The 12,420-nt window shown below is 46.8% G+C and carries 9 protein-coding genes; 4 read left to right on the forward strand and 5 right to left on the reverse strand.

The window, feature by feature from the left end; genetic code table 11:
- Positions 1–28 precede the first annotated feature (28 nt).
- Positions 29–535, forward strand: a complete 507-nt coding sequence (locus tag L3C95_RS21240) for a GNAT family N-acetyltransferase (protein WP_236390650.1) — start codon at positions 29–31, stop codon at positions 533–535.
- 295 nt (positions 536–830) lie between these two features.
- Here L3C95_RS21240 and L3C95_RS21245 read toward each other — a convergent pair whose 3' ends face one another.
- The 3 genes from L3C95_RS21245 to L3C95_RS21255 form a co-directional block, all read right to left on the reverse strand.
- The gene (locus tag L3C95_RS21245) at positions 831–2,132 is read right to left on the reverse strand and encodes a Gfo/Idh/MocA family protein (protein ID WP_236390651.1); all 1,302 of its coding nucleotides are present in this window, start codon (positions 2,130–2,132) and stop codon (positions 831–833) included.
- 152 nt (positions 2,133–2,284) lie between these two features.
- Positions 2,285–3,784: a sigma 54-interacting transcriptional regulator gene (locus L3C95_RS21250; protein WP_236390652.1), complete on the reverse strand. Its 1,500-nt coding sequence runs from the start codon at positions 3,782–3,784 to the stop codon at positions 2,285–2,287.
- A gap of 42 nt (positions 3,785–3,826) precedes the next feature.
- Entirely contained in the window at positions 3,827–4,927 is a 1,101-nt protein-coding gene (locus L3C95_RS21255; protein WP_236390653.1) for a vWA domain-containing protein, read from the reverse strand.
- A 307-nt stretch (positions 4,928–5,234) separates the two neighbouring features.
- On the opposite strand from L3C95_RS21255, the gene L3C95_RS21260 reads away from it, so the two are divergent.
- The 3 genes from L3C95_RS21260 to L3C95_RS21270 all read left to right on the forward strand — a co-directional run bounded on the left by L3C95_RS21260 (position 5,235) and on the right by L3C95_RS21270 (position 7,668).
- Positions 5,235–6,086 (forward strand): sugar phosphate isomerase/epimerase family protein, encoded by an 852-nt coding sequence (locus L3C95_RS21260; protein ID WP_236390654.1) that lies wholly within the window; start codon positions 5,235–5,237, stop codon positions 6,084–6,086.
- Positions 6,087–6,189: 103 nt separating this feature from the next.
- Positions 6,190–6,711 carry a hypothetical protein gene (locus L3C95_RS21265; protein ID WP_236390655.1) on the forward strand — a complete coding sequence of 174 codons (522 nt, stop codon included), beginning with the start codon at positions 6,190–6,192 and terminating at the stop codon, positions 6,709–6,711.
- Between the two features lie 201 nt (positions 6,712–6,912).
- The gene (locus L3C95_RS21270; RefSeq protein ID WP_236390656.1) at positions 6,913–7,668 is read left to right on the forward strand and encodes a DUF2310 family Zn-ribbon-containing protein; all 756 of its coding nucleotides are present in this window, start codon (positions 6,913–6,915) and stop codon (positions 7,666–7,668) included.
- 443 nt (positions 7,669–8,111) lie between these two features.
- Here L3C95_RS21270 and L3C95_RS21275 read toward each other — a convergent pair whose 3' ends face one another.
- Together L3C95_RS21275 and L3C95_RS21280 are read right to left on the reverse strand one after the other, a co-directional pair.
- A complete protein-coding gene (locus L3C95_RS21275) occupies positions 8,112–11,342 on the reverse strand; it encodes a DUF2723 domain-containing protein (RefSeq protein ID WP_236390657.1) in 3,231 nt (1,076 codons plus the stop codon).
- A gap of 189 nt (positions 11,343–11,531) precedes the next feature.
- Positions 11,532–12,353 (reverse strand): S-adenosyl-l-methionine hydroxide adenosyltransferase family protein, encoded by an 822-nt coding sequence (locus L3C95_RS21280; protein ID WP_236390658.1) that lies wholly within the window; start codon positions 12,351–12,353, stop codon positions 11,532–11,534.
- Between the last annotated feature and the right edge of the window lie 67 nt (positions 12,354–12,420).

A 12,420-nucleotide genomic window follows, 5' to 3' on the forward strand; every position in this document is an offset into this window, starting at 1 on the left:
TGTGTTTTATATACTAAAAAGATGCGGTATGCTAGACATTGTAGAAGTAAAAAGAGACGATTTGAAATCGCTGGAGCAGGTAAAAGCACTCTTTCGCGAGTATGCCAACTGGTTGAGTGTAGACCTTAGTTTTCAACGGTTCGAAGAAGAACTGATCAGTTTACCTGATCCCTATTATGTAGCGCCTGAAGGTGCTTTGTTTCTTGCTTTGGTTGACGGACAGCCGGCAGGTTGCGTAGGGGTACGCAGTTTTGAGAACTCCACCTGCGAGATGAAGCGACTTTTTGTACGGGATGCGTTTAAAGGTCATGGCGTTGGCAGGGCACTTGCCAGCAGAGCCATAGAAGCTGGCAGGGAGCTGGGTTATAAACGTATGTTGCTTGATACCCTTGCTCATATGCGTCCGGCAATTGAATTATATACGAGCCTCGGTTTTCAGCCGATAGCAGCCTATTACGACAATCCGATCAGTGATGCCGTATACCTGTCTATGATGCTGGAGCAGGAAAACGAAAATGCCGGTACGGCTATCTGAGTGCTGCCGTTGTAACGGTTTTTTACCAGGCTGATAGTTGTCAGCCATAAATATTGATAAGTTGTACTGAAGGATGTGTTAACCATCCTATGTATAATTTATGGCAGGGATACACGATCTTCTCCTCTTTGCGATTCATTTTTCCTCAAACCCGGATTACTACTGACAATATTGGGATGTTGCCTCTACTACAAAAACGCAAAGCGTGGCTTTGTCTGTGCATGATGTGGGTACACTCAGACGACTATAGAAGCGGGCATTCATCATTACTGAACGCCCGCCTTAGTTTTATGATCTAAACTTTTGGCAGCTTGTAACCATTGTGATATTCTGCAGCCAGGAACTTATTGGCAGCAGCGTCGTCGAATTGCTCTTTGGCGCCATCCCAGTTCAGTTTCCTGCCCGTTTTATATGCGATGTTGCCCAGCTGAGCTACCCTTGCCACGTGTGCGCCTGCCTGAACGGGAGTGTTCAGATCTTCCAGCTTACGGGACTTGATAACATCGAGGAAATTAATGGCGTGTTTGTCCAGGCCATTGTCTACAGATTTAGTACGGGGTACTGCTTCCATCTTTCCTTTTTCAGGGATCACTTCCCAACCGCCACGGTCTAATACCAGTGTACCGTTGTTGCCGATGAATGCAATACCATGATCACGGCCATAAGGACCACCATCGATGCCGATAGCGTGTTCCCATTGAATATTGAAGCCATCGAACTGGTATACAGTGGTGAGGGTGTCTGGTGTTTCAGCTGCATCATCAGGATAGGCGAATTTGCCACCTGCTGCCATGACAGATACCGGATGCTGTGCTTTCATACCCAGCAGGGCATAATCGAGGAGGTGTACACCCCAGTCGGTCATCAGGCCGCCTGCATAATCCCAATACCAGCGGAAGTTGAAATGGAAGCGGTTAGGATTGAAAGGTTTCTTTTCAGCGGGCCCCAGCCAGGCAGCATAATCCACGCCAGCAGGCGGCGTACCGTCTGGTTGTTTGGGGATGGAATGCATCCAGCCCATATAAGCCCATGCTTTTACCAGTCGTACCTGGCCGAGTTTACCGGAATGTACGAAGGCAACGGCATCTTTGAAGTGTTGCTGACTGCGTTGCCACTGGCCTACCTGTACTACACGTTTAGTGCGTTCCTGGGCGGCTACCATGGCGTTGATCTCTGCAATGGAGTTCCCGATAGGTTTTTCCACGTAGACATCTTTTCCGGCAGATACAGCGTCGGTCATCTGCAGGCAATGCCAGTGGTCCGGCGTGCCGATGATCACGGCATCGATCGTTTTATCTTCCAGCAGCTTGCGGTAGTCGCTATAGGTCTTCACTTTCTGGCCTTTCTGCGCCAGTTCTCCGGCTTTTTTATCCAGTACGTTCCTGTCTACATCGCACAAGGCTACGCACTGGGCATACGGGCTTTTCAGGATGGCGTTGAGGTCTGCCCATCCCATACCGTTAATACCGATGGCTGCAACATTGATCTTGTCACTGGGGGCAACAGCGCGTAAAGAAGCGGGTAACGCACTGACCAATCCGGCTCCTGCCATCAATGTGGAGGCAGAGCGGATAAAGTGTCTTCTTGAGTTGTTCATAACTGTGAGTTGAAATAGTGTTTTTCAATGAGCGCGGTGCATGAAATGCAGAACGCGGAATACTGAAAGATATACACTTCAATTGTAAGATGCAACCCCCAATTTAAGCAGATATTGTCCGGTATTCCGCGTCGTTTTCGAAAAAGTATGTTTTAGAATTCTTCGTTCTCCTCTTCTGAGCTGTTACCAAAGTTCATCATGGTACCCAGCAGGTCGCTGAAACGGGTCTCATTTTCCACTACCTTTTTACTGATCAGGGAGTAGGAGGCCAGGCCATGCAACACGAATTCCATCAGCAGTAATTGTTCCTTGGCATTGGCATGCGGGAATTTGCCCTTTATAAGCTCTTTAAGGCCCTCTACTTTCAGCAGCGAGGTCTCATACTGCTTATCGTTCACATCCTGTAATAACTGTACCGCATTGCCTTTATCGAACCATTGTATCACCGCCCTGTAAGGATTCTCTGCGGTCGCGCTTTGTTTACGCTTCTTGAAGGAATCGGGGTTGGGGAAATACTGGGAGAAGACGCTGCGGATAGATTTATCCAGCAGGTTAACCGCTACCTGTAATGGTCCTTCCTGTTCGCCTTCATATACCAGTTCGATCTTACCGGTAATAGCGGGGATGATACCCTGCAGGTCAGCTATACGGACGTAGGTACTTTTTTCCTTGTTGATGATTGCCCTGCGTTCACCTGCGCTCACTGCATTTTCGTAGGCGGCAATGGTGAGACGGGCAGAAACACCGCTTTTCTTGTCTACATATTCGCTGTTACGTGCTTCGAAGGCCACCTGTTCGATCAGGCGTTTGATCATATCACTGATGTGTACATGTTGCTGGTCTGCATGTACATTGGCTTCCTGTTCGGTGATGAGCAGGGAATTTTCCACGCTCTTCGGATAGTGGGTGATGATCTGGCTTTCGATACGGTCTTTCAGCGGCGTAACGATGGAACCACGGTTCGTGTAGTCTTCCGGATTGGCGGTGAACACAAACAGGATATCCAGCGGCATACGCACTTTGAAACCACGGATCTGGATATCACCTTCCTGCAGTATGTTGAACAGTGATACCTGGATACGGGCCTGCAGGTCGGGCAATTCGTTGATCACGAAGATGCCTCTGTTGGAGCGGGGAATGATACCGAAGTGGATCACTCTTTCGTCTGCATAGTTCAGCTTCATATTGGCAGCCTTGATAGGATCGATATCGCCTACCAGGTCGGCAACAGAAACGTCTGGTGTAGCCAGTTTCTCACTATAGCGCTGTTCGCGTGACACCCAGGAGATAGGCGTAGCGTCACCCAGTTCAGATACCATGTCGCGGGCATAGCGAGACAATGGTTCGAAAGGGCTGTCGTTCACTTCCGAGCCTTCTACGATGGGAATGTATTCGTCCAGCAGGGAGATCATCTGCCTGGCCATACGTGTTTTAGCCTGTCCGCGGAGACCGAGGAACAGGATATTATGACGGGAGAGCAGGGCTCTTTCTGTATCGGGAATAACGGTATCTTCATAACCGATGATACCTGGGAATGCATTCTCTTTATTCTGCAGTTTGCGGATCAGGTTCTGTCTGATCTCTTCTTTAACGGATTTGGGTTTGTATCCACTCTTCTTTAATTCACCTAACGTACTAATATTAATATTCATGTTGTATTAATGGATTATCAATGATATGATGGTGCAATGCTTTTACAGCATTTTTCTTTTTCCATTCTCGAAGTCGAAGAACAGGAACTGTCCCAGTTTATCCAGACCGGAGAAGAAGGCTTTCCCGTTGTTGGTTTCTGTAAACTCTGTTACGAATTTTTGCAACCACGGGTCGGTAGCTACCATAAATGTAGTGATTGGAATCTTTAATTTCTTACACTGAGCAGCGAGATTGAGTGTACGGTTGAGGATTTTGCGATCCAGGCCGAAACTGTTCTTATAATACTCTTTCCCGTTCTTGAGGCAGGTGGGCTTACCGTCAGTGATCATAAAGATCTGTTTGTTCGGGTTGCGCCTGCGGCGGAGGATATCCATGGCCAGTTCCAGTCCTGCTACGGTATTGGTATGGAAGGGACCTACCTGCAGGTACGGGAGATCTTTGATCTCTATCTGCCAGGCATCATTGCCAAACACAATAATATCGAGCGTGTCTTTCGGATAGCGGGTGGTGATCAGTTCACTGAGCGCCATTGCTACCTTTTTAGCCGGTGTGATACGGTCTTCACCATAAAGGACCATGGAGTGGGAGATATCGATCATCAGGGCGGTGGAGGTCTGCGTTTTGAAGTCCGTCTCCTGGATCTCGAGGTCATCCTGCTGGATGGAAAAGCTGTCGATGCCGTGATTGATCTGGGCATTGCGGATAGAAGCGGTCATATCGATCTGCTCCAGTGCATCCCCGAACTGGAATGGACGGCTGTCTGCGTTCAGTTCGTCACCCTGGCCTGATTTGCGGGTATTGTGATTACCAACCTGGTGGGATTTTTTAAGTTTACCGAAGATTTCTTCCAGTGCGCGTTTCCGGATGTTCTGTTCGGTCTTACCGGTTATCTGGATGGTTCCGTTCTCTTCGTTTTCGCGGATGTATCCTTTATCCTTCAGGTCCTGTATAAAATCTCCGATGCCATACTCCTCATTCGTAAGTTGGTACTCTTTGTCCAGTTCGGTCAGCCATTGCAGTGCTTCACTGACATCACCGCTGGTATAAGTCAGCAGTTGCGTAAATACATCCAGTAGCTTCTCAAAGGGCGATTTTCCCTGCTGCTCATCGGGTTCAAATTTGGAAAAATGTATGCCTCTCATAATAAATCTAAAATTAGCGAATTTAGTTGGATGATGTGAGCACATAGTCCACAGGCGGCAATCTGTACAAAATGTAACGAAAAATATCGATAAGATATAGAGTATTATGTATGTGTCATATTTAAATGTGTGGATAGTTGTTAGATTTTTAACAATGTTAAGGCGTTTTGACACCGTTATTTACCAGGAAACCGTACCCTTTATAGCAGTCATATGGCCGATTAACCATGCATAGCTTGCTTTCTTCGGGGAAAGCTGTTATTTTTCGCGAAGGTCTTTACTGATTATCAAATTAAAATTATTGCAGATGATTAAAAAATTGAGCAGCGTGCTGTTACTGGCTGGCATGCTGGCTGGTACGACGATGACATCCACGTTAAGTTTTGCGCAGGGAAAAGCAGATAAACTGGGCTGGAAATTGGGCGCACAGGCGTATACCTTCAACCGTTTTACCCTGGCGCAGGCGCTGGACAAAATGGACAGCGTTGGCGTACATTATGTGGAATGTTACAATGGTCAGACCATTGGCAACGGTATTGAGGGCAAATTTGACTGGAGAATGGATGCTGCAAAACAGGCACAGGTAAAAGCACTGTTGAAAGCGAAGAAGAAGAAACTGGTAGCTTACGGCGTACTATCCCCGGCTAGCGAGCAGGAATGGCAGGAAGTGTTCACATTTGCGAAGGCGATGGGTATTCAGGTGATCACTGCTGAGCCTAAACGTGAGCATTGGGACGCGATTTCCCGCCTGTGCGATAAATATCAGATCAAAGTGGCTATCCACGACCATCCGAAACCAAGCCATTACTGGCATCCGGATAGTGTACTGGTAGCTATTAAAGGCCGCAGCAAGCTATTCGGCGCCTGCGCGGATATTGGTCACTGGGCACGTTCCGGTATGGAGCCTGTGGACTGTATTAAACAATTGAAAGGTCATGTATTGCACCTGCACTTTAAAGACCTGAATGAAAAAGCACCTGCTGCACATGATGTTATCTGGGGGAATGGTGTTTGCAACATGCCGGCGGTACTGGCTGAGCTGAAAGCGCAGAATTTCAAGGGTATGTTCTCCGTAGAGTATGAATATAACTGGGATAACAGTGTACCTGACGTGAAGGAGTGTGTGAAGTTCTGGTGGCAGGAAGTAGGTAAGTTATAATAGTGTATTATGTTTGATAGGAACTCCCGTGAAAGCGGGAGTTTTTTTGTTTATATAAACATCGTTACTTTGGTAGACGGCCTATGAAAGCATCTTAATTTTTATGAAAACTGTATCGTATATCTGTTTATCCCTTGCAATTGTATTGTTGTTGTCTTGCTCGGCGCGGCGCCGTCCATGTGCTGATGCCTGGCTATCATACAAAGGCAATAAAATATCCCTGTGTGACGATCTGAAAAAACTGGAAAAAGAATATGATCTGTCGGTTGATGAGGAAAGTAACTATGCTCCTGACGGGCAAGAGAGGAAGCTCGACCACTATTGGGCATTGACGGATGATGATCTGAAGGAGAAAGACCGGTTCTATCAGACTTGTAGTATTGCAGCTGCTTTTGACAGAAAGACGGGCCTGTTGTCAGAGATCGACATTATGTATTTCTTCTGGGGTAAGGTAACTGCTGATGATCTCAACCGGCTGTCGAAACGAACCTACCTCGGTAAATTTAAAAAGCGGAAAACGCCTTTTTCTGTAGATGAAGGCAACGTACACTACGAGGTGAGCATACAGGCCGGTGAGGGCGGGACCTCGCAGACTGTCCATTATATAATACAGTATAAGGATTAATCTGTGTTGCGACGCTCTTCACCGGAATGACAAACTTAAACTTCAGGTCACTATTTTCGATAGATGCTACATCATCAGCTTGTTACAGTAGTTTCCAGGTAAAAGTATTGGCCCTGGTTGCAGTCGCAGCCAGGGCTTTTTTATTTGACCGTATTTGATTAAATTTAATATATCCTATTTACACGCTATCAACTATATCCTATGCACATCTATCAAATCCTCTTTCAAAAGGCCGACTGGCCGAAGCCGGAGATGGAATCCTTTCTGCATGACGCAGATTTTTTTGTCAGATCCTTACGTTCCAATGGACAGCTGGTATCCCAGAACGAGGTATTCCTCTTTCAGGAGAATACAGTAGGGTTGCATGTGCAATGCCTGAAAAAGGACTCCCTGGACGAGCGTTATAACAGCGATTATGTCAACCAGTGGAACGCTATTCTCATGGACCGCTATAACGTTACTGTATCCTACAAATATGTAGGGGAGCACCTGGTAGCTATACCCACTGCAGATATCGCCTCTTCCAGCTCGCTGATATTATACTGGGGAGGAGCTTCTCCTATCAGGTCGGGTGACAGTTTTGAACCGATTCCCTTATATAGTTTCCCCTATACGCATACACGGCACAGGAATTATGAGGATATTAACTCATGGTCAAGGAGTTATGAGGAGATTGACGGACTCTGGTTCAGAGGGTCCATGGGAGAAAAGCCGTTCCACAGTTATTTGTCAGATATCGAAAGCCCACTGACAATGCAGGGAAGGAGTATCTGCAACAGGCTGGAAGAGCTGACCGGTAAGCCTAGTTATTATTATCTGTTTAACTACGACAGTAAGAAAATGGAGCAAAGTTGTCCTTCCTGTGGAGGGCAATGGCAGCTGGAAAGTAAGTTACTGGAGAAATTTGATCTGAAATGCGATCATTGCCGGTTGGTGTCTGAAAAAGTGAAGGATTAAGGTCCAAAGACTGATAAGTGTAACTTCGAAGTCGGCAGGGCCTCTGAATATTGGAATAAACGGCATCCAATGCAAACAATGAAACACTTATCGCTGCATTATTGTATATGAACGACATTTTCGCACCAACAGGGGAAGATTTTTACAATCTATTTTCCTTTCTTATGGTCGTGCGGTTTTAATGACGGTGTATTCCCGGGCGTTTTTTTATTATCTCGTTGACGTTTATCTGGTTTTCCTGTCGATTTTGCAGTCCTTTTTGGACCGGGTTTAATGGCCATAATTATTTGATTTATACTACAATTTAACTATTTATTACAAGTTTTCAGAATTAATCGGTACAATTTTCAAACGATAGCAGATCTCCGGTCAGCGGAATAGCATCAATAAAATAAAAGCGGGGCTTGTCTTAGACGAGCCCCGCTTTTATATGAGAGTATCAATTACTTGCCTTGCGGTGCATCAGTAGCCTGGCCCTGGGAGTCAACCTCAATACTTTGATTGCCTTCCATGCCCAGCTGACGGCGTTCAGGATGAGTAAAATCTTCCTTCATACGTTGCAGCAGGGTAATAAATTGTTCTGACATATCCGTATCACGCTTGATACCATCCTGTTTAGACGGTGGCAGCGCACGGTAGTATTGTATCTGTTGTGTACAATCCTTAATGATCTTCTGAGAGATCTCATCTGCTTTCTTGAAATCGCCTGCCAGGTAGTATGCATATACAGTCTGCATGGAGCTATAGTTATGCATCTGACCCGGAGTTGTCATCGCGTACGGGAAATTGCTTTCAAACAGGTTCTTGTCAGCCTTGTTGAGCACGGCCAATGCTGAATCTTTCTTGCCTTCCAGTGCAAGGGCGGTACCCAGTCTGGTGTAGGAGTTTCTGATGTATTGCAGCAGTTTACGGTTAGGCTCATCAAAGTAAGTACCGTTCACATTTGCACCACCGAAAGCGAATTTCTTCATCAGGTTGTCGTACATCGCAGGAACGTTCACATTTTTCTCTGCACCCATCGGATCATTACTTTCTTCTTTTCTCAGCGGTACCAGGCGGTAGGTCAGACCATCCATGCGGAGGTAGTCATTCAGACCGAGGTCAGTCGGGCTGGTAAAGTAGATCGGACGTTTCCAGTCGTTGGCAGCGATGATGTCATATACGGCCAGGTCGTTTTTCAGCAGGTAAGTTTTATTGATCTGGAAAGGCAACTGAGGCATCACCCTGGCGCTGTCATGGATATCAACAGTGCCATTTTTGATCACTTCAGGAACATTTACAGGTATAAAGAGCTTTTTAGCAGGGAGGTAGTTGATCTGGGAACCATCAGTAGTAGACAGTTTCGCGCGTGGATCATCAGAACCCATAAAGCCCATTACTTCTTTCAGGTTGTAGAACTTATCCTGCGGGAAGTTACCACCGTCGTAATACTGGATGTAGTTACGGTTTTCACCCTGGTATTTGTCAGGCGTCCAGTTCATTGGAACAGCAGGGCTTTCGTTCACCTTATGGCGTTGCTGATCGATATACCAGTCAACACCCAGGAGGCTGAGGTTGATCACACGGATGTCGGGACGGATGCCTTCTACTTCCTGCGCGTACCACAGCGGGTAAGTATCATTATCACCTACGGTGAAGAGTATAGCGTTCGGCGCACAGGACTGGAGATAGTCAGATGCTACGTCGCGGGCGATGGTTTTAGTAGAACGATCGTGGTCATCCCATTCCTGGAAGCCCATCAGTACCGGAACAGCCAGCAGGCAGACAACGGTTGCCACTGGTGCTGAGATAGCTGATCTGGTTTTGGTTTTCAGGAACTGGTAGATAGACAGTACGCCCAGACCGATCCAGATGGCAAAAGCATAGAAGGAACCAACGTATGCGTAGTCACGTTCACGTGGCTGATTACCGGCCTGGTTGAGGTACAGGACGATAGCGAAACCGGTGAAGAAGAACAACAGACCAGCTACAAGGGCATCTCTGCGGTGGTTATTGTAGTGATAGATGAATCCGATCAGGCCCAGGATCAGGGGCAGGAGGAACAGCGTGTTGTGCGCTTTGTTATTTTTCAGGCTGTCTGGCATTGCAGACTGATCGCCATAAAACAAGTTATCAATGAAAGGAATACCTGTGATAAAGTTACCGTCGCGGACGTTACCGTAACCTTGCGTATCGTTTTGTCTGCCGGAGAAGTTCCACATAAAATAGCGGAGATACATGAAGCCTACCTGGTATTTTACGAAGAAGCGTACGTTATCAGCAAAGGAAGGTTTTTGTCCTTCAGCGAGACCGAGGAAGTCGCGATAGTAGTCTGCATGTCCCTGGTCATTGCTGGCATCCCATACACGGGGGAACAGCATTTTATCTTCAGGAGCATAAACAGGTACCTGTTTCTTACCAGCGATCAGGTATTTGTCTTTACCGCGGGCATAGATGTTACCGGCATCTTCGTAGCTGGTAGGACGGGCGGTGAACACCTGTCCGTAGATCAGCGGGAAGTCGCCATACTGCTCACGGCCCAGGTAACCTACCAGGGAGATAGGGTTGTCCACATTGTACATATCTACGGATGGATTAGCAGTAGAGCGTACCATCGTAGTGATGTACGTGGAGTAACCTAATAACAGGAACAGTATTGAGTAGATGGTCACTTTTGTAAAGTGCTGGAAGTTGCCAGTGTTTACGTTGGTGCCAAATTGTTTGAGGAAGTATGGTACTGCTACTATGGCTCCTGCAACGATAATCTTCAGGATCTTCACTCCTGTACCTGTAGCGTCGTTAAAGGCAGGGATAACGATCACCGAAGCAACGAGGATCAGTGGTGCATAGAATCCGAATTTAGGATTTTTCAATCCATAGATCAGGATAGCAGCCAGTGCGATGAAATAGAAGGCAAAACCGCTATAGAAAGGCAGACCGAGGGAGTTTACGAAGAAAACGTCCATCAGCCCGGAAGCTTTGATAGTATCCTGGATAACGAACTTCTGCACCATACCGGTAAGGGCACAACCGATGATAAACGCCCAGAAAGTACCTGCAGGGGTTACTTTATAGCGTTTGAAGTAGTAAACCATTACGATAGCCGGTATAGTAAGGAGGTTCAGCAGGTGAACACCGATAGAGAGACCCATCATAAAGGCAATGAATACGATCCAGCGGTCAGCGTATGCTTCATCTGATTCGTGTTCCCATTTCAGGATGGCCCAGAAAACGATGGCGGTGAAGAGGGAAGACATTGCATATACCTCACCTTCCACAGCGGAGAACCAGAAAGAGTCGGAGAAAGTGTAAGCGAGTGCACCAACAGCGCCAGCGCCCATGATAGCGATCATTTGTTCGCGGGAGATAGGTTCTCCGGTTTTCACCATCAGGCGGCGTGCAAAGTGGGTGATAGTCCAGAAGAGGAACAGGATGGTAAAACCACTGGACAGAGCGGACATGAGGTTCACACCCAGCGCTGCGTCTTTGGGTGACAGCGGGATAGTGAACAATCTACCTAACAGCACAAATAAAGGAGCTCCCGGAGGGTGCGGAACCTGTACCTTGTAGGCACTGGAAATGAATTCGCCGCAGTCCCACAGGCTGCCGGTGGCCTCCATAGTCATAATGTAGACAGTGCAGGCAATGATACAGATAACCCAACCTACAATGTTGTTGGTCCTTTTAAAATTCATAAGGATGTTTTAGGTCCGACAAAAATAGAAAAAGTGGCAAATTATGATAATTAGCGATAACAGTTTTAACTTTTTCTTTAATAAGTTAATTTTTTTGTAGATGGGGCGCTGAAATGCAGGCCAGGATAGTAAATTGATTAGCAGTGGATAAGTGAAAGCGGGGCAATGGGAGGGGGGCTTCGGCTGGTTTTAGCCGAAGATAATACGAACGGTCTGGTAGAATGACAGTTTCTGGTAGCCGGAGGTCAGCTGGTCGCGGGTAAAGCCCTGTAAACCAAAGAGGCCGGCGGCGTTCCCTTTGTTAATGGCTATTTCCAGATAGCCGGCGGCGTTGAAGAGGGCTAGTTTATGTCCTTCGGGTACATCCGCATAGGTTTCACAAAGTTGTGTAATTACCTCATCACGGCGGAAATAGATGGAGAATGGCCTGTTCTGGCGGTGTTCATCAAACTGTTGACGGGTGATATTCACAACTACGTTCTCGAAGTTGTCGATATGAATGATCTGTCCGTCAATATAATCCTGTCCTGTCATTGGCTGCAGGTTATTCTTGATGATATATCCGGTGGCTGGTTCACCCAGTTCGGCCAGTGTTTTACCGTTCTGTAATTCCCTGTAGGCTTCGGCAAAGCGTTGGAGAATGGAGAATGTATCCCTGGACTGTGTTTTATGTAAAGGAAGTTTGATCACCTTTGCCGGCGTTCCGCCTGCAATCATAGTAATCAGTCCATTATCAGCACACGCTATGTATTGTCCATTATGCTCTGCGAGCAGCACGTGATCTACTTTACGGTCGAACAGATTAATCAGTACAATATGGAATGTACGTGGTGGATAATATGCAAAAGAGCTCTTACAGATGTAAGTTGCCTGTGGCAGATTAAATGGAGATATCTGATGAGTAATGTCCATAACAGGAGCACCAGGACAGTGTTGCCACAGCTGCCCTTTGATGGCGCCTACCAGGTAGTCCTGCAAGCCTATATCTGATGTTAATGTAATTATGGACATGTTATCAATGAATACCAATTTACCCAAAAAGAATGCCATTGGGGCATTGGCGTTGTTTTGTAATGCA

The organism is Chitinophaga filiformis (assembly GCF_021646545.1).
Taxonomy (GTDB): domain Bacteria; phylum Bacteroidota; class Bacteroidia; order Chitinophagales; family Chitinophagaceae; genus Chitinophaga; species Chitinophaga filiformis_A.

Coding starts and splice junctions, on each gene's coding strand:
- L3C95_RS21240 (WP_236390650.1), top strand. CDS start 29: ATGCTAGACATTGTAGAAGTAAAAAGAGACGATTTGAAATCGCTGGAG.
- L3C95_RS21245 (WP_236390651.1), bottom strand. CDS start 2,132: ATGAACAACTCAAGAAGACACTTTATCCGCTCTGCCTCCACATTGATG.
- L3C95_RS21250 (WP_236390652.1), bottom strand. CDS start 3,784: ATGAATATTAATATTAGTACGTTAGGTGAATTAAAGAAGAGTGGATAC.
- L3C95_RS21255 (WP_236390653.1), bottom strand. CDS start 4,927: ATGAGAGGCATACATTTTTCCAAATTTGAACCCGATGAGCAGCAGGGA.
- L3C95_RS21260 (WP_236390654.1), top strand. CDS start 5,235: ATGATTAAAAAATTGAGCAGCGTGCTGTTACTGGCTGGCATGCTGGCT.
- L3C95_RS21265 (WP_236390655.1), top strand. CDS start 6,190: ATGAAAACTGTATCGTATATCTGTTTATCCCTTGCAATTGTATTGTTG.
- L3C95_RS21270 (WP_236390656.1), top strand. CDS start 6,913: ATGCACATCTATCAAATCCTCTTTCAAAAGGCCGACTGGCCGAAGCCG.
- L3C95_RS21275 (WP_236390657.1), bottom strand. CDS start 11,342: ATGAATTTTAAAAGGACCAACAACATTGTAGGTTGGGTTATCTGTATC.
- L3C95_RS21280 (WP_236390658.1), bottom strand. CDS start 12,353: ATGTCCATAATTACATTAACATCAGATATAGGCTTGCAGGACTACCTG.